This is a genomic window from Neoactinobaculum massilliense (assembly GCF_900604955.1).
Taxonomy (GTDB): Bacteria; Actinomycetota; Actinomycetes; order Actinomycetales; family Actinomycetaceae; genus Neoactinobaculum; species Neoactinobaculum massilliense.
This window is the reverse complement of record NZ_UWPE01000001.1, coordinates 56,735-78,527: the sequence shown is the minus strand read 5'-3', so window position 1 is coordinate 78,527 and position 21,793 is coordinate 56,735. Positions and strand designations below refer to the sequence as shown.

Genomic DNA, 21,793 nt, shown 5'->3' with positions numbered 1-21,793 from the left:
ATTCGTGACACCCACCTGTATGAGGAATGGGGCTCACGGAGGCCGAATACAACCTGATTTGCGAGCAGATCGGACGCCTCCCCAACTACACGGAGGCCGGACTCTACGGCGTCATGTGGTCTGAGCATTGCTCCTACAAGAACTCGAAGAAGATCCTCCGTCTCTTCCCCAACCGTGGAGCGCGCGGCCAGGTGGTGACGGGACCGGGCGAGGGCGCCGGCGTCGTCGATATTGGGGACGGACAGGCCGTGGTATTCAAGACCGAATCCCACAACCACCCCTCCGCTCTTGAACCGTTCCAGGGCGCCGCCACGGGTGTGGGCGGCATCCTCCGCGACATTTTCTCCATGGGTGCCCGCCCCATCGCGTCCATGGATTCCATTCGTTTCGGCGAACTCACCAGCTCCCACGTCAAGTACATCTTCACGGAAACGGTGCACGGTATTGGCCACTACGGCAATTGCATCGGCGTGCCCACCGTGGGCGGCGAAACGGTATTTGACGATTCGTATGCCGGCAACCCGCTGGTCAACGCGTTCAATCTGGGTCTCATTGACCAGAAGAACCTGCAGGCCGGGCGCGCCGCCGGCGTGGGAAACTCAATCATCTACGTGGGCGCTAAGACGGGGCGGGACGGCATCCACGGAGCCTCGTTCGCATCCAAGGATTTCTTCTCCGAGAAGGAGGCGCAGCGCTCTGCCGTACAGGTGGGCGATCCGTTCATGGAGAAGCTGCTGCTCGAGGCGTGCCTCGAGGTGATTGAGCAGCACGCGGATGCGCTGGTGGGCATCCAGGATATGGGCGCAGCCGGGCTGGTCTCCTCCACCGCGGAGATGGCGGCCAAGGCGGATTCGGGACTCTCGCTCAATCTGGATCTGGTACCGCAGCGCGAAACTGGGATGAGCGCCTATGAGATGATGCTCTCCGAATCTCAGGAACGCATGGTGCTGTGTATTAAGGCCGGCCATGAGCAGGAGATTATTGATCTGTTCGGGCGCTATGAGCTCGACGCCGTAGTGATCGGTCACGTGGTGGAGGGGACGCGGTACCAGCTGCACCATCGCGGCGCCCTGGTGGCGGATCTGCCCGTCCACTCGCTGGTGGACGATGTGCCGGAGCCGGACAATCCGATGGTGCGGCCCGCCTACCTGGATGAGACGGCAGCGGCGGCACCCTTTAACCCCCGGGTGGAACTGGGTGAGACGCTGCGCGCCATGCTGCAGCGCCCGAACCTGGCCTCCAAGCGGTCCGTGTTCCGCACCTATGATTCTCAGGTTCAGACGAACACCGTGGAGGGCCCGGGCGCCGATGCGGCCGTGGTGCGCGTGCGCGGCTATGACAAGGCCGTGGCCATGACCATGGATTGCAACGCGTTCTACATGTACCTGGACCAGGAAACAGGCGGGAAGTTGGCCGTGGCCGAGGCGGCCGCCAACATTGTGGCCGCCGGCGGTGAACCGCTGGCCATCACGGACTGCCTCAACTTTGGTAACCCCAAGCGGCCCGAGGTGTTCTACCAGATGTACCACGCGGCCGTCGGCATCGCGGAGGCCTGCAGGGTGCTGGATACCCCGGTAATTTCCGGCAATGTGTCCCTCCACAACGAGTACAACGGCGAAGCTATCTACCCCACCCCGTCCATTGGCATGGTGGGCAAGGTTGCCTCCCTCACGGACGTCACCACCATTGGGTTCAAGCATGCCGGTGACGGGATTTACCTGGTGGGTGATACCGAGGCAGATTTCGCGGGCTCGGAACTGCAGCGCATGCAGGCCGGCCGGATTTTCGGGACTCTGCGGGACTTTGATCTGCCGGCCCACCGGGCGCGGCTGGCGCGCATCCTCGGCGCCATCCGCGCCGGCCTCCTCGCCTCCTGCCACGACGTGTCAGAGGGCGGCCTGGCCATCAACCTGGCCGAATCCCTGTTCGGCACCGGGTTGGGCGCCGAGGTGACCATGGATATGCCCGCCGCGCTGCTCTTTGCCGAAACGCCCTCGCGTTTCGTGTGCTCGGTGACAGCCGCCAACGGAGCCGCGTTCTGCGCGGCGGTCCCCGAGGCCGTCCGCATCGGCACCGTGACGGACACCGGCACACTGGCCATCACGGCCAGCGATCAGCGCGCCAGCGCCCGCGTATCCGAACTCGAACAGCTGTGGGAGGAGGCCATTCCGTGCTTGATGAACAAGTAGGCATGCCAGCCACCCCCACCGGCCTCAACGAGGAATGCGGCGTGTTCGGCGTGTGGAACGCGCAGGACGCCGCCCAGCTCACCTACCTGGGCCTGCATTCGCTGCAGCATCGCGGCCAGGAGGCGGCGGGCATCGTCTCCTTTGACACGGAGGCGTACCGCTTCCATCAGCACCTGGGGCTCGGCCTGCTGTCCCGCGTATTCCAGAAGGCATCCCACCTCGCCCACCTGAGCGGCGATTTCGCGCTCGGCCACGTCCGCTACGCCACGGCCGGCAATAATCTCATGAATAACGTGCAGCCCTTCGTGTTCACGTTCTATGACATGCAGATCGCTTTCGCTCACAACGGCAACATCGTGAACGCGGGCTCCCTGCGCCGCACCCTCGAATCCCGGGGCGCCGTATTCCGCTCCACCTCGGACACGGAAATCCTCATCCATCTCATCCGCCACTCCCCGCAACTCACCTTCAACGAGCGCCTGGAGGAGGCGCTGCGGCAGTTGCGCGGCGGCTTCTCCTTCGTACTCCTCAAAGAAACCACTCTCTACGCGGCGGTGGACCAGCACGCGCTGCGCCCGCTCGTCGTCGGGAAAATGGAGGACGGCGGTTACGTGGTGGCGAGTGAAACATGCGCACTGGACGCCGTGGGGGCCCGGTTCGTCTACTCGATGAAGCCGGGCGAGTACCTGCAGATTGACGAGCAGGGCATGCGCGTATTCCGTTACACCCATGAGGAGCCGATCGCCGTGGCCGCCATGGAGTACGTGTACTTCGCGCGGCCCGATTCGGAAATTTGCGGTGTCACGGTGCACACGGCACGGAAGCGCAGCGGGCGCAGGCTCGCCGAGGAGGCGCCGGTGCCTGATGACTGCATCGTGGTGGGCGTGCCGAATTCTTCGCTGTCCGCCGCCTCCGGTTTTGCCGAGGCCTCCGGTCTTCCCTATGAGATGGGGCTGATTAAAAACCAGTACGTGGCGCGCACATTCATCCAACCCACCCAGGACCTGCGGGAGCGGGCCGTACGCATGAAGCTGTCGGCTGTGCGCGGCGTAGTGGCGGGCAAGAAGGTGGCGCTCATCGATGATTCGATTGTGCGCGGCACCACCTCGCGCCGCATCGTGCGCCTGCTAAGGGATGCCGGCGCCGCGGAGGTGCACGTCCGCATCGCCTCCCCCGTGTTCGCCTTCCCCTCCTTCTACGGGATCGACGTGTCCACCACGGCGGAACTCATCGGCGCCCACAGGACGGTGCCGGAAATCTGCGAGTACATCGGGGCGGATTCACTGGCCTACCTGTCTGTTACGGGCCTGGTGGAGGCCATCGGGCTCCCATTCGACGCCCCCTACGGAGGCCTATGCATGGAGTCCTTCACCGGCTACTACCCGATCCCGCTCTATGACTACGAAGCCGAGTTGCGAGATCATTACACGCCCGTGCAGGCCGCCATCCAGCGCGAGTGCGCAGAGCGTTTCGGTTGGAGTTCATACGACGCCGCAGCGGCACTTGCTGGGGCGCACAGCGAGGAGGAGTAGTGCGCGAGGCATATCGACGTTCCGGCGTGGACGTCACGGCCGGCTACGAGGCCGTGGAGCGGATGAAGAAGCATGTGGCGCGAACAGCGCGTCCCGAAGCCACGGACCCGCTGGGAGGTTTTGGCGGCATGTTTGATGTGGCGCAGCTTGGTTTGCGCCATCCCGTGCTCATTTCCGGCACCGATGGGGTGGGCACGAAGCTGCTCATTGCCCAGCGCCTGGGGAAGTTGAACACCATCGGGATCGACGCCGTGGCCATGTGCGTGAACGACGTCGTGGCCGAGGGCGCGGCTCCCCTGTTCTTCCTCGATTACGTGGCCGTGGGGCACAATGATCCGGCCCGCGTGGAGGCCATTGTGGCCGGCGTGGCGGAGGGCTGCGTCCAGGCGGGCGCGGCGCTCATCGGCGGGGAAACCGCCGAAATGCCGGACATGTACGCACCCGACGAGTTCGATCTGGCCGGATTCTGCGTGGGTGCGGTGGAAGCGGACGAGCGGATAAGTCCGGCGCTGGTGCACGCCGGGGACGTGCTGGTGGGGCTGGATTCCTCCGGGGTGCACTCCAATGGTTTCTCCCTGGTGCGCCAGATTCTTTTCAAGGACCACGCGTTTTCCCTTGACTACCGGGATGAGCGGCTGGGCGGACGCACGCTCGGCGAGATGCTCCTCGCCCCCACCATCATTTACGTGCGTGCGGCGCTGGCCGCCAAGGCAACGGGCGGGCTCCACGGCGTGGCCCACATAACCGGCGGCGGCTTCCCCGAGAATCTGCCGCGCATGCTCCCGGCGGGCCTCACCTATCGGCTGGACTGGGGTGCCTGGCACGTGCCCGGCATTTTTGACGTGCTCGGCGAAGCGGGTGATCTCAGCTGGGAGGACATGTCCGGCGTGTTCAATATGGGTCTCGGCATGGTGTTTGCGGTGGCTCCCGATGCCGTCGACGCCGTGGTGGACGCGGTAGCCGCGTCCGGGCAGCACGCCCAGGTGGTCGGCGAGGTGGTCCATGAGTAGACGGCTTGCCGTGTTCGCCTCCGGGACGGGCACCAATTTTTCCGCCATCGTGGATCATGTGCGCGCGGGAAGCCTGCACGCGGACGTGGTGCTACTGGTATGTGACAGGCCGGGGGCGCCCGTGGTGGAGCGAGCCCGCGGGGCCGGTGTGCCGGTGCTGGAACTCGCACCCCGGCGCTTCGCCTCCAAGGCGGACTACGAGCAGACCGTGCTCGATCGCCTGCGCCTCTACCGGGTGGACGTGGTGGTGCTGGCCGGGTACATGCGGATTGTGACACCGCTGCTCATGGCCGCCTACCCGAACCGGATTCTCAACATTCATCCGGCCTACCTGCCGGAGTTCCCCGGCAAGCAGGGCATCCTGGATGCCTTTCACGCGGGCGTGGCGCAAACGGGCGTCACGGTCCACCTCATTGATGAGGGGGTGGATTCCGGGCCCATCCTCCGCCAGGTACGCGTACCGCGCTACCCGGAGGACACGCTCGACACACTGGAAGCCCGCATCCACGGCGTCGAACATGAGCTTTACCCAGCGGTTATTGAATCGTTCCTCAATGCCATCGAATCGGAAGGACAGTAAATGCGCGCACTGATAAGTGTGTCCGACAAGAGCGGGCTGGTTGAGTTCGCCCAGGATCTCACAGAACTCGGGGTGGAGATTATCTCTACTGGTGGCACGCACGCCGCCCTCGCCGCCGCCGGCATTCCCGTCACCGAGGTCAGTGACGTGACCGGCTTCCCCGAGGTACTGGACGGCCGCGTAAAAACGCTCCATCCGGCCATTCATGCCGGCCTCCTGGCCGTGCGCTCCAACCCGGAGCACATGGCAACACTCACGCAGCTGGGTATCACGCCCATTGACCTGGTGGTGGTCAACCTCTACCCGTTCAAGGAGACGATTGCGAAGCCGGACGTGGCTTTTGAGGACGCCATCGAGAACATCGACATCGGCGGCCCGTCCATGATTCGTGCGGCGGCGAAGAATGCTGCGAGCGTGGGCGTGGTGGTGGATCCCGCCGATTACCAGATGGTGGCGGCGGAGCTGCGGGACCGTGGCAGGCTCTCGGCGGCCACGCGCACGCGCCTCCAGGCCAAGGCCTTCCGGCACACGGCCGCCTATGATGCCCTCATCGCCCAGTATCTCACCGCACGGGAGGGGACGAAGTTCCCCGAAACCCTCACGGTCACCTTCGAGAAGAAACAGCCGCTGCGCTACGGCGAGAACTCGCACCAGAAGGCCGCCTACTACGCCGATCCGCTGCCGGCCCCGGGCTCCATCACGGCCGCCAAGCAATTGCACGGCAAGGAGCTCTCCTTCAACAACATCAAGGATGTAAACGCTGCCGCCTCCCTCCTCAATGAGTTCGAGGAGTGCGCGGCCGTGGCCATCAAGCACCAGACGCCCTGCGGGGTAGGCCTGGGCACGACGCCGGCGGAGGCGTTTGCGCGCTGCTTCGCCGGAGACCCCGTCTCTATTTTTGGCGGCATCGTGGCCTTCAATCGCCCGGTGACGCTGGATCTGGCCCAGCGGCTCCACGAGATGTTCCTCGAGGTGATCATTGCCCCGGCCTTTGACGCCGATGCGCGCGAAGTGCTGGAGGGCAAGAAGAATGTACGGCTGCTGGAACTCTCCACCTCCGCCATGGCCGAGAAGGGCCTTGAACTGTTCTCCGTGACTGGCGGCGCGCTGGTGGAGGATCGCGACACCGAGCTGTGGGAGCCACGGGACCTGTTCGTCATGACTCGGCGCGAGCCCACCGCGGAGGAAATGAAGCGGCTGAAGTTCGGTTTCCGGGTGGTCAAGCACACGCGCTCCAACGCAATCGTGCTGGTGAATGGGGTGCAAACCGTGGGTATTGGCGCGGGGCAAATGAACCGCGTCGGCTCGGCCAAGCTGGCCATCGAGGAGGCCATGGCCAACGGTTTTGACCTTTCCGAGGCCGTACTCGCCTCTGACGCCTACTTCCCCATGCCGGACACGCTGGAGCTGGCCGGAGAGCACGGTATCAAGGCCGTAATCCAGCCCTCCGGCTCCATTCGCGATCAGGACTCCGTGGATGTGGCCGATAAATACGGCATGGCCATGGTGGGCACGAAGATGCGCCACTTCAAGCACTAGGGACCAGAGTGAGGCGCCCCGGGCTATGGTGCGCTGCGAAGGAGAACACATGGAAACGCTACTGGTGGTGGGCCACGGCGGCCGCGAGCACGCCATTGCCCGGAAACTACTCGCCTCGCCGCGGGTGGCGCGCGTGTATTGCGCGCCTGGAAACGCGGGCATGGTGCGGGACGGCATCGAGCTGGCCCCACTGGACATCATGGATTTCCCCGCTATCGCGCGCTTCTGCCGCGAGCACGACGTGGCCTGGGTGTTCGTGGGAAGCGAGGATCCGCTGGCGGCCGGAATTGTGGATTACCTGCGCGAGGCGCGTATCCCGGCCGTCGGACCCACCGCCGCAGCTGCGCGCATTGAGGCGTCCAAGAGCTTCGCCAAGCGCATCATGGCCGCCCGCCGCGTGCCCACGGCCCGTTCCCGCACGTTTTCTTCCTTCGACGCAGCCCTCGCCTTCGCCCGCGCCCATGATTTCTCCACGCCGTTCGTGGTGAAGGCGGATGGCCTCGCCGCGGGCAAGGGCGTCACGATCGCCGCGGATGCGACTACCGCACAGAATGCGCTGGCGGCCATTTTTTCGACGACGCCGACCGCCACATCCCCCGTCTCATCCACGTCCCGTGTGGTTGCGGAGCACTGCGCCGATAGCGCCGGGTTGGCAGAGGCCGCGGATCAGGCCACCGCGAGCGCCGGGGCAGAGGATGGCACAGAGGCGGAGGCGAGCACGCGCGTCGTCGTCGAAGAATACCTGGAGGGCCAGGAGTTCTCCCTGTTCCACCTGGTGGGGCCACGCTCGATGGTGCGATTGGGCGTGTCACAGGACCACAAGCGCGCCTTTACCGGGGACCGCGGTCCAAATACAGGCGGGATGGGCGCCTACACGCCGGTGCCGCAAATTTCCGAGGCCGTGATCGCGCGGGCGGAGCGCGAGATTGTGGCACCCGTGCTCGCGGAGATGCGGGCACAGGGGTGCCCGTTCACGGGCATGCTCTACTCGGGCCTTATGCTCACCGCCCAGGGCCCCAAGGTCATTGAGTTCAACTGCCGCTTCGGGGACCCGGAAACACAGGTGCTCCTGGAGCAGATGGATTCGGATCTGGCCGAGGTGGTGGAGCGCGTGGCCGCCGAGGAAACGCCGGAGATTCGCTGGCGGAACGGATTTACGGTGGGGATTATGGCCGCCGCTGACGGCTACCCGGGCACGCCGCTCAGGGGATTCCCACTGGGCGATCTGCCAAATCTCGAGGCGCCGGCCGCGGGCGCACCCACCGGCGGAGTGCACGTGTACTTCTCCGGTGTGGCCGCGGGGCCGGATGGATATACGGCCGATGGCGGACGGCTGTTCATGGCCGTGTGCCACAGCGCCGATCTGCGCGCGGCCCGCGACCGGGCACTCGGCTATCTGGACGGGCTCAAGCTGGAGCACGTGTTCTATCACCGGGACATCGCCGCCCGCGCGCTCTAGGGCAGCCTAGCGTGTGCTCTGAAGATTTAATACCAATGATTGTTAACCGTTCTCCAACCCGGTCGTATTACTCAAGCAAAAAGACCCACGGGAGCCCTCGGCCATGTATCGTCATGCATGTCTATATCGATTCAAAGGATCTCAACGGACCCGAGCTGACAAACGTACAGTAATTGCAAACGGCGGCTCCGTTGAACCTGCTACTACTAAACAAATAGTCAGTCAGGGGCTGCAATGAAGCTAACCGCAAAGAAATTCGTCACCGCGTGGGTAGCCGTTATATTCGGAACACTCGCAGGATTCTTTCTCTTCCCTTTCGGGGATGCCCTGAGCGCCGGCGAAACCTGGCAGCATGCACTCGGCGTTGGGATCACCTCGATTCGCAACAACTGGATCCCCACGTTTCTCATGCTGACCGTCATGGCCGCTGTCGCGTGCATTCTTTTTCGCCTCATCCAGGCAGGGCGTAACAAGGCGTAGCTAGCGCAGGAGATACCAAGACATAAGTGGCCTTCACGCCGATCTCGACGTGAAGGCCACTTCATTACGCGTCAATCATGCCGGCCAGTTTTCCGGCCAGGCCCACGTAATCCGCGGGGGTGAGTGCAAGCAGGCGGGCCTCCACATCCTTGGGCATCCCGAGCCCGGAAATGAATTCGCGCATCTCCTGCTCCCCCACCTTGCGGCCGCGCGTCAGTGCCTTGAGCCGCTCATACGGGTCCTCCATACCGGTGGCACCACGCAGCGAAGCCGCACGCATGGCCTGCTGAATCGGCTCGGCTAGCAGCTCCCATTCGTGATCCAGATCCTCAGCCAGCCGCACCCGGTTGGGATCCACGCCATCCAGGCCGCCGCACAGATTATGGAAAGCCAGCACGGAGTGGCCCAGCGCGTTGCCGATATTCCGCTTGGTCGTGGAATCCGTCAGGTCCCGCTGCATGCGCGTGGTGACCAGCGTTTGCGCCAGCGTTTCCAGCAGCGCACTCGAGATTTCCAGATTCGCCTCCGCGTTTTCGAAGCGAATGGGATTGACCTTGTGCGGCATAGTGGAGGAACCGGTGGAGCCCTGGAACGCCAGGTTCTGGTGGAAGTAGTCCAGCGAAATGTAGGTCCACATGTCCGTGGCCAGGTTGTGCGCGATGCGGTTTGCGTGCGCCATATCCGCCGCAATGTCCGCAAACCAATCGGAGGGTTCAATCTGCGTGGTGAGCGGATTCCACTCGAGTCCCAGCCCCTCAATAAAAGCCCGCGAAAGCGCAATCCAATCCTCGCCAGGTGCGGAGACCACATGCGCGCCGTACGTGCCGGTGGCACCGTTAAACTTGGCCAGAATCGGGTCCGCGGCCACCCGCGCCAGCGCCCGCGCGAAACGCCTGGCGAACACGGCCATTTCCTTCCCCACGGTGGTGGGCGTGGCCGGCTGTCCGTGGGTGTGCGCCATCATCGGAATGTCGGCATACTTGGCCGCCGCCTGGCGCAGCCGGTTTTCCAGTTCCCGCGCGGCGGGCAGCCACACGCCGGCGAGCGCCTCACGCACTCCCAGTGCGTAGGCCACGTTATTTATGTCCTCTGAGGTGGCGAAAATGTGCACGGCCTCGTGGAAATGAGAGAGCGCCGTGGCCCGCCCCAATTTCTCCTCCGCCTCATCCAGCCGACGCTTAATGAAGTACTCGACGGCCTTAACATCATGCCGGGTGGTGCGCTCGATCTCCGCGATTTCCGCCAGCTCCGCATCTCCCATGGCCGCGGGGATGGCGCGCAGATAGGCGATTTCTTCCCTATCCAGCGCCGGTTCGACGACGTCGAGGTGCTCGGCCCCGTTCTCGCGTACAGCATCCGTATCACCCTCTGGGACGGCCTGCGCCGCGGCAATATCCGCCTCGCAGGCCGCCGGAAGCCCAGCGGGCCGGGTGAGCACACGCGTGTAGGTGGAAAGGAAGATGAGCCACTCCACCTCTACGCGCACGCGGTTGCGGTGGAGCGCCGCCTCCGAGAGATAGTTGACGAGCGGCGCAGCGGTAGCACGGTAACGGCCATCCAGTGGGCCGAGCGTAATCGAAGGATCCTGGGAGAAGTCGATCATGCTTCGATTCTGGCACGTCGCTCCGACATAAAACGGCCCGGTGGAGAGAAGTCCTCCACACTTTCACATAGCGAACGCGAGCTGTCTACCTACTGGACGGCGCACGACGTCGTCGTCCCCCGCCCCGGAGCGCACGCAGCGCATCCCCGAGGCCCACCGCGTTCGCCGGCCCTAAAAGCCCGCTTCCTCAGACTTGTCGATGCCGGACCACTCCCGGTAGCCGGCCACGAACTCGCGTCCGCGTTCGGCGTCGCGCTCCCCGATCTCATGCAGCACGCGGGCGGGCACGCCGCCCACCACGACGTTTGCGGGCACGTCATGGAGCACCACGGCACCGGCGCCCACCACGGAGTTTTCACCGATTGTTACGCCGGGACCGATGGTGGCCGATGCACCGATCCACACACCGTCCTCAATGGTGATGGGCTTCGCGTACTCGATGAGCGAGCGGCGCGTGCCGGGATGAACCGGGTGCGAGGCGGCCGTGATGGTGACGCGCGGGCCGATCATCACCTCGTTGCCAATATGAACGGGCGCGCAATCCAAAATGATCGTGCCGGTGTTGATGAACACGTTCTCACCCACCGTCGTGTTTGCGCCGTAGTCAAAGTAGATGGGCGGGACCAGCGTGGAGCCCGCACCGAAGCTGCCGAACAGTTGCGGGGCAAGTTCACGCACCCGGTCCAAGTCCGCGGCGCCTAGCGCGTTGAGCCGATCCTGCACGGCCAGGTGCTCAGCGCGCACGGCCGCCAAATCCGGTGATTCCGCCACGTACGGCTTACCCGCCACCATTGCATCCCACGTGCTCATTGCCATGTGAGTCCCCTTATCCACAACTAGTCATTCGCAACCAGTTATCGTGTCAAATTCTCGCGCGGCATAGCAATGGGGCCGCCGCGTTGTATCGCTCTCCGGCGGTATCCATCCCGCAACACAGGTGCCGGTAACAGGCGTCGAGGACAAACAAAACCGTAGACCCCTAATGACAACACGGGCTCGGTACGGCGCGAAGCCCCGCATGCAATGCGCGCCGCTTCTTCACGATTGGCCGTTACGCCGGCACCCAGGACCACACGTCGGGGCGTAAGTCCCTAATTTAAATATGCCTGTTGTGCTAATTGCCAAGAATTCATATGATCTCTCATACACATAGTTCAGATTCAAGGAGGAAACGTGAACTACTCGCACACTTTTGAAGAGGTAAAGGATCGCCCGGTCACGGTGGTCGGATCAGGCACGCTCGGGCGCCGCATTGCCCTCATGTTCGCCACGCGCGGCGGCGAAGTGCGTATTTACGATACGAACCCCAAGGCTGGAACTGCCGCCGTGGAGTATGTCAAGGAGACTCTCCCCAGCGTTATTGAGCAGCGGGGCAGCGGCGAGGCTGGGCGTGCCGTCGCTTACACGTCGCTCGAGGATGCGCTCAAGGGGACATGGTTGGTCATCGAGGCGGTACCGGAGATCCCCAACCTCAAGAAGGAAGTGTGGACGCAGATCAACGCCGCCGCGGACGCGGACACGATTTTCGCCACCAACTCCTCGTCCTATGCCTCCCGCCTTCTCTCCGGTCCCATCACCGATAAGGGACGCTTCCTGAACACGCACTTCTACATGCCACCAACGGTCACCGTCATGGATCTCATGTCCGATGGGGAGACGGCTCCGGAGGTCATGGACACGCTGAAGAAGGTTCTGCCCGAATACGGACTCGATCCGCACGAAGCCATGAAGGAATCAACCGGCTTCATCGCAAACCGCATTTGGGCTGCTATCAAGCGGGAAAGCCTCGAGGTGGTCTACGAAGGCGTGAGCACTCCGGCGGACATTGACGCCATGCTGGGTAACCTTGTGGGGTCTGATTTCGGCCCATTCAAGCTCATGGATCAGGTGGGCCTCGATGTTGTGCTTGACATCGAAGAGCACTATGCCGCCGAGAACCCACACCTGCCGGAGGGACCGCGCAAGCTTCTCCGTCAGTACATCGACGCCGGTAAGCTCGGCCGGAAGACGGGTGAGGGCTTCTACAGCTATAAGTAAGGTCCCGGTTACCGCGGACTCCTCTACCGCGAGCTCTTCTCACCTCGGGAACTCAAATCCTGAAACGCAGAAGAGCCCGGTCAGGCACCCGGACATAGCAATGGGGGCAGCTCACGCGCGTGAGCTGCCCCCATCAGCCATCACCTACTCCACAGCAGCCCGGAGTCCGCCCTCCGGCTGCGGCGAATCACCGGAACCACCCGGCGTCGTCGCAACGGAATGAACCATACCGTTCATCTCCGGCGCCGCCTCAACGGCCTGCACGCCCTCGGGCAGCGGGTCATCCTTCGGCTGCGCGGTAAACGTGAAGCTCATCGGGATGTTTTCCTTGTCCACACCCACAATGATCCGCTCACCCGGCTTGAACTCACCGAACAGCAGCTTCTCGGACAGCTCATCCTCAATGTCTCGCTGAATGGCGCGACGCAGCGGCCGGGCACCCAGCACCGGATCAAAACCGCGGTCCGCCAACAGCTCCTTTGCATCCTGGGTGATACCCAGCGCCATGCCCTGGTCCTCGAGACGCTTGTCCAACCGGCCCACCATGAGATCCACGATCTGAAGGATCTCATCGCGCCCAAGCTGCGGGAACACGATGATCTCATCCACACGGTTCAAGAACTCGGGGCGGAAGTTCTGCTTGAGCTCCTCGGAAACCTTCGTCTTCATCCGCTCGTAGCTGGTCTTCGTGTCCTGATCGAACTGGAAGCCCGTCTGCACGCCCTTGGCAATGTCCTTCGTGCCCAGGTTCGTGGTCATGATGATGATCGTGTTCTTGAAGTCCACCATGCGGCCCTGCGAGTCCGTGAGGCGTCCCTCCTCCAGGATCTGGAGAAGCGAGTTGAACAGGTCCGGGTGGGCCTTCTCAATCTCATCGAACAGGATCACGGAGAACGGCTTGCGGCGCACCTTTTCGGTGAGCTGGCCACCCTCCTCATATCCCACGTACCCCGGAGGGGCACCAAACAGGCGGGAGACCGTATGCTTCTCCGCGTATTCGGACATGTCCAGCGTGATGAGCGCGGACTCGTCCCCGAACAGGAACTGCGCTACGGCCTTGGCCAACTCCGTTTTTCCGACGCCGGTGGGGCCGGCAAAGATGAAGGAGCCACCGGGACGGTTGGGATCCTTGAGACCGGCACGGCCACGGCGAATTGCCTGGGCGAGCACCTTGACGGCGTCGTCCTGGCCGATCACACGCTTGTGCAGCTCATCCTCCATGTGGAGAAGACGCTCGGATTCGGACTCGGTGAGCTTGAACACCGGGATACCCGTGGACATGGCCAGCACTTCCGCGATGAGATTCTCATCCACCACGGAGACGGTATCCATGTCCCCGTCCTTCCAGGCCTTTTCCTTGGCGTCCCGCTCCTTGCCGAGGTTCTGTTCCTCGTCGCGGAGGGAGGCCGCCTTCTCAAAGTCCTGCGCGTCAATGGCCGCTTCCTTGGCGCGGCGCACCTCCGCGATCTTCTCATCGAGTTCACGCAATTCCGGCGGTGCCGTCATCTTACGAATGGCCAGGCGCGCCCCGGCCTCGTCAATGAGATCAATGGCCTTGTCCGGCAGGAAGCGATCGTTGATATAGCGGGACGAAAGGCGAGCCGCCGCCTCGAGAGCGCCATCCGTAATGGTCACGCGGTGGAAGTTCTCATAGCGGTCACGCAGACCCTTGAGGATCTCCACGGTTTCTTCCGTGGAGGGCTCATCCACCTGGATGGGCTGGAAACGACGCTCCAGGGCCGCATCCTTCTCGATGTACTTGCGGTACTCATCAAGTGTGGTAGCGCCAATCACCTGAATTTCGCCACGCGCCAGCATGGGCTTGAGGAGGGAGGCCGCATCGAGTGCACCCTCCGCCGCACCGGCACCCACCAGTGTGTGAATCTCATCGATAAACAGCACGATGTCCCCGCGGGTGGTGATCTCCTTGAGGATCTTCTTCATCCGCTCCTCGAAATCACCGCGGTAGCGCGACCCGGCCACCAGGGACCCCATATCGAGGGAGTAGAGCTGCTTATCCTTGAGCGTTTCGGGCACATTGCCGGCCACGATCAGCTGCGCCAAGCCTTCCACCACGGCTGTCTTGCCCACACCGGGTTCGCCGATGAGCACCGGATTGTTCTTGGTGCGCCGAGAGAGCACCTGCATGACGCGCTCGGTTTCCCGATGCCGCCCGATCACAGGGTCCAGTTTGTGGTCCCGCGCAGCCTGGGTGAGGTTGCGTCCGAACTGATCGAGCACCGTGGAGCCGGACTTGCGGCCCTCGCGCTGCGCCGGCCCGGCGCCAACGCCCGCCGTTTCCTTGCCCTGGTATCCGGAGATCAGCTGGTTCACCTGGTTGCGCACGGTGGGCATATCCGCGCCGAGCTTCACCAGTACCTGCGCCGCAACGCCGTCAGGCTCACGGGTGAGGCCGAGCAGCAGATGCTCCGTACCAATATACGAATGTCCGAGCTGAAGGCCCTCTCGCATGGCGTATTCCATGACCTTCTTGGCTCGCGGGGTGAACGGGATGTGGCCCGTAGGGGACTCCTGCCCCTCCCCGATGATGTCAATAACCTGGGCACGTACGGCGTCCAGCGTGATGCCCAGCGATTCCAGCGCCTTGGCTGCCACGCCCTCCCCCTCGCGAATGAGGCCAAGGAGGATATGCTCCGTACCCAAGTAGTTGTGCTTCAGGCCCCGAGCCTCCTCCTGGGCGAGCACAATGACTCGCCGGGCGCGGTCGGTAAACCGTTCAAACATGGGTACTCCTTCTCATGGATTATCACCAACAGTAACCAGAACACGGCCGGTTCTAGGCCACTGTTCGCCACCGGCGTGGGTGGGATGCACAACGACGCCGAGGTGCGGACGCGAGTACGACGACGTTCGCGCGCGGCTGCGTGTACAACAGCGAGGCGCGTATATCTGGCCTTAGGCGGGCGGGTGTGCCCCCGCTTCGGGCGGTCAGGCTTGCCCCCCCGGGGGGGCCCCCCCGCCCCGCCATCCAGCCCGTTCGCCCGCTCCGCTACACCTCGACGAGCAGCGTGAAGGGGCCGTCGTTCACCAGTTCCACTGCCATGTCCGCGCCGAATTGGCCGGTGGATACCTCCAGACCGTGGGTGTCCCGCAGCGCGGCGACCACCTGCTCATAGATGGGTTCGGCCACGTCCCCGGGTGCCGCATGAGACCACGAGGGGCTGCGTCCCTTGCGCACATCCGCATACAGCGTGAATTGGGAAACCACCAGCACGGGCGCGCCGGCCTCCTCCGCACTGCGGCGTTCCTTGGGCGAGTCACCGCCGTCGCCGGCCCGAAGAATCCGTAACTGGGCAATTTTCCGCGCGGTCTTTTCCACCTGCGCCGGCCCGTCCGTGTGCGTCACGCCGAGCAGCACCAGCAGGCCTGGGCCAATCTCCGCCGTCTTTTGTCCGTCGATGCTCACGCTGGCACGCGTGACGCGCTGAATAATGCTACGCATGATGCCCCCATTGCTCCCGCGGCGGCCCCATGCGCTGCTCCTCGGGGCCCATGTAATACACCAGTCCGTAAAGCACCAGCCACTCGAGCAGCCCTGGCACACCGCCGCGCAGCAGCCCGATCAGTGACACCGCCGCGCAGCCAATCAGTACGGCCAGCCAAAATCCGCGCCCACGCACCGTGGCTGAAAAATCCATCGCGTCCCGCCGCAACATGCTCACCAGCGCCCACGTACTGAATAGGAAAATGGCCGCCCGAATCGCCAGGAACACTCCGGAAATAATGTTATAGACCACGGTCCACCTCCTCTTGAGCGGCGCGGAATTCGCCAACGGTAAGGATAGCGGTTAGCGGCACGTCAGTTCTGACGACGGCGAGCGCCACCGGGCCGTCCTCCCAGTCCCGCACAGCGGTGGTCACCGTGCCCACACGCGTCGCCGTGGCTTCAACGGTCACAGGTGTGCCGGTGGCGGGCAGATCGGCCTCGTGCCCTTCAAGGTAGAGGCGCCGCACCGCGTGATGCGCGACGTCGACCGCCGGCGCGGGCCGCAGGAGACGTGGACGGACCTCACGGACTCGCTCCGCCTCCCAGGCCAGCATCCCGGCTGGCTCCAGTCCCGCCTCAAGCGCGGCCGGCGCAGCGGCGTCGTCCACCAGCACCACGCAGTACCGCGAGGTGCCCTCCCCCAGCGTGCCGGGTAACTCCACCCGGGTCCCAGGAATTCGAGCGGCGGCGTCCGCACGCATACCCAGCATGCGCAGCCCGATTCCGCCCGCGCCGACGATTGCCTGCACCCGCTCCCCCGCAATCCCCAGGTCCACGACCGCGCGGCCCTCTCCAAGGTTCCGCTGCTCCGCACCGGGCCGCCCAAAGTGGGCGGGAACATCGGCGTCGAGCCCGGGAACGGCACCCGGTAATTGAAGGAAACTACTCACTCGACGTCTCGATGCGGGAGAGCCGGCCGGCGAAGTAGGAGCGCATCTCCTGACCGAAGGCAGCCATATCCACGCGGTAGAACAGGTCCGAATCCACCAGGCCTGCAATGATCTGCTCACCGTCGATACCGGTGGCCGTGGGGGTGGTAGCGATGAGATCCGTAACGAAACGCAACTGGGGGCCGCGAATCACGCCGGCCCAGGTGATGGCATGCCCGGCGCCCGAGGCCGTCATCCCCTCCAGCGGGTACTGGCCATCGCTTGGCTTCTTGCCGGGCGAGGTACGCAGGTATCCGGTGGTGGAGCTCCACAGCTGCCCTTTGGTGAGCGCGGCGTACATGCGCCCGCCGGCCACCTCGTTATCCACCTGTTCCGGCGGCTCGGTGGTGAGCCAAATATCGGAGCGCAGACGCAGGTAGGGGCCAGCGGCGTCGTTATCAATATGGAGTTCATGAACGTATCCGGTAGCCTCGATGCCCTCATACTCGAGCACACCAGCGCCGCGCCAGGCGCCCACCAGCCACGCCATCGGGTAGTTTTCCGGTGCTAGATCAGCGGGAATCGCAAATGTCATGCGTCCAGGCTAAGGCATCGCGCCGGTGCGGGCCACGGTTCCGACGACGCCGTTCGCGCACATTTCTGCCCACATACGTCCCGTGTGCCGTCCTACGCGATGGCGGCCGCGAGCGCGTAGGCGAGCGCGCCGTATATCGCCAGTGGCGCGGTGCGTGTGGCGAAATTTGCCGGCGCACCATTCCGACGCACGTCCCCCACCCAGGAGAGAAGTCCGGCGAGCAGACCGGCCGCACCCATCCACAGCGGCGCTCCCGCATACACGGCGCCCGCCGCACCCGCGACGCATGCCAGCATACCAACTATCGCCCCTGTCCACTCGGCCCCCAACCGGGCCCCCAGGCGTCCACCCAGTAGCGCGCGGATTACGGTGGCACCCGCGAGCGCGCACGCCGTGGTTGTCACCGCGGCCCCATCTCCCAGCACGCGAAAGGCCAGCACCCACAGGCATCCGGCCAGAATTGCCATCATGATGCCAAAGGTGCCCGTCAACTGACGGAGCAGGTCCAGGCGCCCGTCCGCCCGGAGCATCTCGGCCACAAACACCAGCGCTACCCCGATCCCTGCCACGCAGGCGAGGGTGATAGCGGTTCCGTAGAAGCCGGCCAGAATACCGGCGGCCAGCACTAGAGCCGCCATGCCGCCCGCCATTTCATGGTGCGGGAGTCTTAGCGCCGGCCCACCATCCACCGCCAGGCACACCCCTATTCCCGCCACGGCTACACCGCCGAGCAGAAAGTTCGGCGCCAGGAGCGCACCCGCTACCAGCAGTCCGGCCAGCACCACCGGCACCAAATCCGCCGCGTCAAACAGGGGGATACCCGCGGAAACGTGCGGTTTAAGATGCGCGGGAGTGTGGGCGATGCGTGCTGTCATGTTTTCAAGTATCCCATTTACCCGATACACTGGGGCCGACGCCGGGCCTAGAAAGCCCCGGGCTCCAATTATTGCCGCTTCGAGCGGCCTTCGCGCCGACAGGCGCTCTCGGGTCCGGCGTCCCTACTTCATCACGCATTTTCTTTGCATGCCCGTGTGCGCCCATCATTCGCATCCCCGCCTCAATTCGCGCTACGTTGGAGCTGTCAGCGAATACTACGGATGCAAGGGAGCACACGTTGCTGATAGGAATACCCAATGAATCGGGGCCCGGCCAACCGCTGGTATCTGCCACGCCGCGATCGGTGACCGCGCTCATCAAACTTGGCTACCAGGTGGTGGTGGAAGCCGGCGCCGGGGCGGGCGCCAGTATGCCGGACGCCCACTATGAAGATGCGGGCGCCACGATCGGCACCGCCGCGGAGGCATGGGGCGCGGACATTGTCACCGCGCTCGGCGCACCCACGGATGCTCAGCTTGCCCTCATGCATCCGGGCGCCACGCTCATCTCGCGGCTTCACCCAGCCGAGCGTAAGGACTTGACGGAGGCGCTGACCGCCCGCCGCATCACCGGCCTCGCGCTGGACGCCATCCCGCGTATTTCCCGCGCGCAGTCCATGGATGTGCGCTCATCGATGTCCAATATTGCCGGCTACCGGGCGGTTATTGAGGCGGCCGCGGCGTTCGGTCGCGTATTTACCGGCCAGGTGACGGCGGCCGGGAAAATGCCGCCCGCCACCGTCTACGTGATCGGTGCCGGAGTGGCGGGCCTGGCGGCCATCGGGACCGCGCATGCCCTCGGCGCCGTCGTCAAAGCGACGGACGTGCGCCCCGAAACCGCCGAGCAGGTGGAATCCATGGGCGGCGAGTTCGTGGCCATCCCCGTCACGCAGGAATCCGCGGACGGCTACGCGAAAGCAATGTCCGACGACGACACCCTGCGTGCCCAGGCCGTCTACGCCGCGCAGGCGGCGAGCGCGGACATTGTCATCACCACGGCCCTGATCCCGGGGAAAGCCGCGCCGATTCTGCTTACCCGCGACGCCGTGGCCGGGATGGTTCCCGGTTCCGTGATCGTGGACATGGGTGCGAGCGCGGGCGGCAATGTGGAGGGCACCGTGCCGGGTAAAGCGGTGACCACCGATAACGGTGTCCGCATTATCGGCTACGAGGATCTTCCCGCCCGGCTGCCCGCGCAGGCCTCCCAGCTCTACGGGCAGAACGTGGTGAATTTCCTGCGCCTTGCTACTCCGGCCAAGGATGGCCAATTGGTCCTCGATCAAGAGGACCCGATTGTGCGCGGCATCCTCACCACGCATAGCGGCGACATCACCTGGCCCCCACCCGCGATCAAGGTCTCCGCGGCGCCAGCCCCGGCCCCGGCCCCTGTAGCCGCCCCGTCGGTCCCGCCGATGAAAAGCGGGCGGCGCAGGTAGCCGCGCGGAAGCGGACGACGTCGTACCTGTGGAAAACACTGGCGGTGGCCCTCTTTGTGCTACTCATCCTGCTGGCGCCACCCTCCATGGCCAGCCACTTTGTGGTGTTCATGCTGGCCTGCGTGGTGGGCTTCTACGTGATTACCGCGGTCACGCACGCGCTCCACACCCCGCTCATGAGCGAGACCAACGCGATCTCGGCCATCATCGTGGTGGGCGCGATCATGCAGATCACCTCCGGCAACTTGGCCGTGCGTATCCTCGCGTTTATCGCCCTCACGGTAGCTGCCATCAACATTTTCGGCGGGTTCACGGTGACGCGCCGGATGCTCGAAATGTTCAAGAGGAGTTGATATGCCACTCATTATTCTTGGGGCGACGGCGATCGGAAGTGCGGGCGCCGCTCTCGCTACCGGTCCGGTCCGGGCGGTAGGCGCAGCGGCCGGCCCAGGGGCCCTGGTTCGAACAGCCGGCGTGTCAACCAGAACCGCGGCCGCGTCAACGGGCCTCGCGAGCGCCGCCACCCGCATTGACACGCTGGTTCTCATTGCCGCCGCGCTCCTCTTTATCCTTGCACTGGCCGGACTCTCCAAGCAGACCACCGCCCTCCGCGGCAACACGCTGGGCATTGTCGGCATGACGGCGGCGCTGATCGGCACTATTTTCCTGGCCCTCACATTGGACTCCGGTAACCGCGTGCTTTCGGCCGCGCTCATCGCCCTCGCGCTCATCATTGGCGCCGCGATCGGTATTACCTGGGCGCGACGGGTGGAAATGACCGGCATGCCGGAACTCATTGCGATGCTCCACTCCTTCGTGGGGCTGGCCGCGGTGCTGGTGGGATTCAATTCCTTCCTCACCACGCCGGGCGCCGCCACGGAGACGAACGCGTTCCACATGGGTGAGGTGGGCCTGGCCGTGCTCATCGGCGCCTACACGTTCACCGGATCCATCGTGGCCTACCTCAAGCTCTCCGGGCGTATCAGTGGCAAACCGCGGGCACTCCCCGGACACAACTGGGTGAACCTCGGCCTGGCGGTGCTGGCCATCGCGTTCATTGTGGTGTTCGGGCATACCACCGGCGTGCGCGGCGGCATCGGCTACCTCGTGATCGTGGCCGTGGCGGCCCTGGCGCTGGGCATCAATCACATCATGGCAATCGGCGGCGGCGACATGCCGGTGGTGGTCTCCATGCTTAACTCGTACTCCGGCTGGGCGGCCGCGATGGCCGGTTTCACGCTCGGCAATGACCTGCTCATTATTACCGGCGCGCTGGTGGGCTCCTCGGGCGCCTACCTCTCCTACGTCATGTGCCAGGCCATGAACCGCTCCTTCGTGTCCGTGGTGCTGGGCGGCTTAGGTTCCGGTGGCGGCGCACCGGCCGCGGGTGGTTCCGGGGTTGCGGGAGAGCACACCGAGACGACGCCGGACGCGGTAGCCGCTGCGCTGTGGCAGGCGAAGCGAGTGATTATTGCGCCCGGATACGGCATGGCCGTGGCGAAGGCCCAGTTCCCGGTGGCCACCCTGGCCGAGCGGCTCCGTGCACACGGCGTGGACGTCAAGTTTGGCATTCACCCCGTGGCCGGCCGCCTCCCCGGCCACATGAACGTGCTGCTGGCCGAGGCCAAGGTGCCCTATAACATCGTGCTGGACCTGGACGAGATCAATGACCAGTTCAAGGACGCGGACGTGGCCCTGGTGATCGGCGCCAATGACACGGTGAACCCCTCCGCCGAGGACCCGGGCAGCCCGATCGCCGGCATGCCCGTACTCAAGGTGTGGGAAGCCGCCACATGCGTGGTGTTCAAACGCTCGATGAGCCACGCCGGCTACGCGGGCGTGCAGAATCCGCTGTTCTTCAAGGAAAACACAGACATGCTGCTGGGGGACGCAAAGGCGTCCGTTGACGCCATCCTGGCCGCACTGCCCACCAAATAGGAGCTGCGGCTGGGCGGGTCACCCCGCCCGCACCCCACCCACCGCGTGCCCTCACCGAACCTATGCCGGCAGTACACGCGGAACCAGACGGCGTCGTACTGGACGGCGCGGCGGGCATAAAAAATCCCCGGCGGAAACCCACC

19 protein-coding genes are annotated in these 21,793 nt (G+C 64.5%); 11 read left to right on the top strand and 8 right to left on the bottom strand.

The genetic code is table 11. The annotated features are described in order from the left end of the window. Window positions 1-26: 26 nt before the first annotated feature. The 7 genes from purL to EIH27_RS00305 all read left to right on the top strand — a co-directional run bounded on the left by purL (window position 27) and on the right by EIH27_RS00305 (window position 8,789). Complete coding sequence (gene purL / locus EIH27_RS00335) at window positions 27-2,189, top strand: phosphoribosylformylglycinamidine synthase subunit PurL (protein WP_277424084.1); 2,163 nt, start codon at window positions 27-29, stop codon at window positions 2,187-2,189. Beyond that, complete coding sequence (gene purF / locus EIH27_RS00330) at window positions 2,171-3,721, top strand: amidophosphoribosyltransferase (protein WP_241152909.1); 1,551 nt, start codon at window positions 2,171-2,173, stop codon at window positions 3,719-3,721. Before purL ends, purF begins: the two co-directional genes overlap by 19 nt. After that, entirely contained in the window at window positions 3,721-4,731 is a 1,011-nt protein-coding gene (gene purM, locus EIH27_RS00325) for a phosphoribosylformylglycinamidine cyclo-ligase (RefSeq protein WP_124038973.1), read from the top strand. Before purF ends, purM begins: the two co-directional genes overlap by 1 nt. Continuing rightward, window positions 4,724-5,311 carry a phosphoribosylglycinamide formyltransferase gene (gene purN / locus EIH27_RS00320; protein WP_124038972.1) on the top strand — a complete coding sequence of 196 codons (588 nt, stop codon included), beginning with the start codon at window positions 4,724-4,726 and terminating at the stop codon, window positions 5,309-5,311. The genes purM and purN overlap by 8 nt, the downstream gene beginning before the upstream one ends. Beyond that, window positions 5,312-6,850, top strand: a complete 1,539-nt coding sequence (purH, locus tag EIH27_RS00315; RefSeq protein ID WP_124038971.1) for a bifunctional phosphoribosylaminoimidazolecarboxamide formyltransferase/IMP cyclohydrolase — start codon at window positions 5,312-5,314, stop codon at window positions 6,848-6,850. Between the two features lie 49 nt (window positions 6,851-6,899). Continuing rightward, window positions 6,900-8,309 carry a phosphoribosylamine--glycine ligase gene (locus tag EIH27_RS00310; RefSeq protein WP_164461556.1) on the top strand — a complete coding sequence of 470 codons (1,410 nt, stop codon included), beginning with the start codon at window positions 6,900-6,902 and terminating at the stop codon, window positions 8,307-8,309. Window positions 8,310-8,543: 234 nt separating this feature from the next. Beyond that, on the top strand, window positions 8,544-8,789 hold the full coding sequence (locus EIH27_RS00305; RefSeq protein ID WP_124038969.1) for a hypothetical protein: 246 nt from the start codon (window positions 8,544-8,546) through the stop codon (window positions 8,787-8,789). A gap of 64 nt (window positions 8,790-8,853) precedes the next feature. Here EIH27_RS00305 and purB read toward each other — a convergent pair whose 3' ends face one another. Both purB and EIH27_RS00295 read right to left on the bottom strand, forming a co-directional pair. Continuing rightward, on the bottom strand, window positions 8,854-10,392 hold the full coding sequence (gene purB, locus EIH27_RS00300) for an adenylosuccinate lyase (RefSeq protein WP_124038968.1): 1,539 nt from the start codon (window positions 10,390-10,392) through the stop codon (window positions 8,854-8,856). A gap of 171 nt (window positions 10,393-10,563) precedes the next feature. After that, window positions 10,564-11,208, bottom strand: a complete 645-nt coding sequence (locus tag EIH27_RS00295; RefSeq protein WP_124038967.1) for a sugar O-acetyltransferase — start codon at window positions 11,206-11,208, stop codon at window positions 10,564-10,566. A 357-nt stretch (window positions 11,209-11,565) separates the two neighbouring features. On the opposite strand from EIH27_RS00295, the gene EIH27_RS00290 reads away from it, so the two are divergent. Then, the gene (locus EIH27_RS00290; protein ID WP_124038966.1) at window positions 11,566-12,429 is read left to right on the top strand and encodes a 3-hydroxyacyl-CoA dehydrogenase family protein; all 864 of its coding nucleotides are present in this window, start codon (window positions 11,566-11,568) and stop codon (window positions 12,427-12,429) included. A 144-nt stretch (window positions 12,430-12,573) separates the two neighbouring features. Here EIH27_RS00290 and EIH27_RS00285 read toward each other — a convergent pair whose 3' ends face one another. The 6 genes from EIH27_RS00285 to EIH27_RS00260 all read right to left on the bottom strand — a co-directional run bounded on the left by EIH27_RS00285 (window position 12,574) and on the right by EIH27_RS00260 (window position 18,276). Next, a complete protein-coding gene (locus tag EIH27_RS00285; protein WP_124038965.1) occupies window positions 12,574-15,174 on the bottom strand; it encodes an ATP-dependent Clp protease ATP-binding subunit in 2,601 nt (866 codons plus the stop codon). 265 nt (window positions 15,175-15,439) lie between these two features. Next, the gene (gene dtd, locus EIH27_RS00280; protein ID WP_124038964.1) at window positions 15,440-15,892 is read right to left on the bottom strand and encodes a D-aminoacyl-tRNA deacylase; all 453 of its coding nucleotides are present in this window, start codon (window positions 15,890-15,892) and stop codon (window positions 15,440-15,442) included. Further along, on the bottom strand, window positions 15,885-16,187 hold the full coding sequence (locus EIH27_RS00275; protein WP_164461555.1) for a DUF2516 family protein: 303 nt from the start codon (window positions 16,185-16,187) through the stop codon (window positions 15,885-15,887). Before EIH27_RS00275 ends, dtd begins: the two co-directional genes overlap by 8 nt. After that, on the bottom strand, window positions 16,177-16,827 hold the full coding sequence (locus EIH27_RS00270) for a hypothetical protein (RefSeq protein ID WP_124038962.1): 651 nt from the start codon (window positions 16,825-16,827) through the stop codon (window positions 16,177-16,179). Before EIH27_RS00270 ends, EIH27_RS00275 begins: the two co-directional genes overlap by 11 nt. Then, window positions 16,820-17,401, bottom strand: coding sequence for a heme-binding beta-barrel domain-containing protein (locus EIH27_RS00265; protein WP_124038961.1), 582 nt, complete (start codon window positions 17,399-17,401; stop codon window positions 16,820-16,822). The genes EIH27_RS00270 and EIH27_RS00265 overlap by 8 nt, the downstream gene beginning before the upstream one ends. A gap of 92 nt (window positions 17,402-17,493) precedes the next feature. Continuing rightward, on the bottom strand, window positions 17,494-18,276 hold the full coding sequence (locus EIH27_RS00260; RefSeq protein WP_124038960.1) for a hypothetical protein: 783 nt from the start codon (window positions 18,274-18,276) through the stop codon (window positions 17,494-17,496). Window positions 18,277-18,515: 239 nt separating this feature from the next. Here EIH27_RS00260 and EIH27_RS00255 point away from each other — a divergent pair, with 239 nt between their 5' ends. The 3 genes from EIH27_RS00255 to EIH27_RS00250 all read left to right on the top strand — a co-directional run bounded on the left by EIH27_RS00255 (window position 18,516) and on the right by EIH27_RS00250 (window position 21,650). Beyond that, window positions 18,516-19,712, top strand: coding sequence for a Re/Si-specific NAD(P)(+) transhydrogenase subunit alpha (locus EIH27_RS00255; protein ID WP_241152908.1), 1,197 nt, complete (start codon window positions 18,516-18,518; stop codon window positions 19,710-19,712). 44 nt (window positions 19,713-19,756) lie between these two features. Continuing rightward, a complete protein-coding gene (locus EIH27_RS07920) occupies window positions 19,757-20,065 on the top strand; it encodes a proton-translocating transhydrogenase family protein (protein WP_241152907.1) in 309 nt (102 codons plus the stop codon). 121 nt (window positions 20,066-20,186) lie between these two features. After that, entirely contained in the window at window positions 20,187-21,650 is a 1,464-nt protein-coding gene (locus tag EIH27_RS00250; RefSeq protein ID WP_420892131.1) for an NAD(P)(+) transhydrogenase (Re/Si-specific) subunit beta, read from the top strand. The last annotated feature ends 143 nt before the right edge of the window (window positions 21,651-21,793 follow it).

Coding starts and splice junctions, on each gene's coding strand:
- EIH27_RS00260 (WP_124038960.1), bottom strand. CDS start 18,276: ATGACAGCACGCATCGCCCACACTCCCGCGCATCTTAAACCGCACGTT.
- EIH27_RS00310 (WP_164461556.1), top strand. CDS start 6,900: ATGGAAACGCTACTGGTGGTGGGCCACGGCGGCCGCGAGCACGCCATT.
- dtd (WP_124038964.1), bottom strand. CDS start 15,892: ATGCGTAGCATTATTCAGCGCGTCACGCGTGCCAGCGTGAGCATCGAC.
- EIH27_RS00305 (WP_124038969.1), top strand. CDS start 8,544: ATGAAGCTAACCGCAAAGAAATTCGTCACCGCGTGGGTAGCCGTTATA.
- purB (WP_124038968.1), bottom strand. CDS start 10,392: ATGATCGACTTCTCCCAGGATCCTTCGATTACGCTCGGCCCACTGGAT.
- purL (WP_277424084.1), top strand. CDS start 27: ATGGGGCTCACGGAGGCCGAATACAACCTGATTTGCGAGCAGATCGGA.
- purN (WP_124038972.1), top strand. CDS start 4,724: ATGAGTAGACGGCTTGCCGTGTTCGCCTCCGGGACGGGCACCAATTTT.
- EIH27_RS00285 (WP_124038965.1), bottom strand. CDS start 15,174: ATGTTTGAACGGTTTACCGACCGCGCCCGGCGAGTCATTGTGCTCGCC.
- purH (WP_124038971.1), top strand. CDS start 5,312: ATGCGCGCACTGATAAGTGTGTCCGACAAGAGCGGGCTGGTTGAGTTC.
- EIH27_RS00295 (WP_124038967.1), bottom strand. CDS start 11,208: ATGGCAATGAGCACGTGGGATGCAATGGTGGCGGGTAAGCCGTACGTG.
- EIH27_RS00265 (WP_124038961.1), bottom strand. CDS start 17,401: ATGACATTTGCGATTCCCGCTGATCTAGCACCGGAAAACTACCCGATG.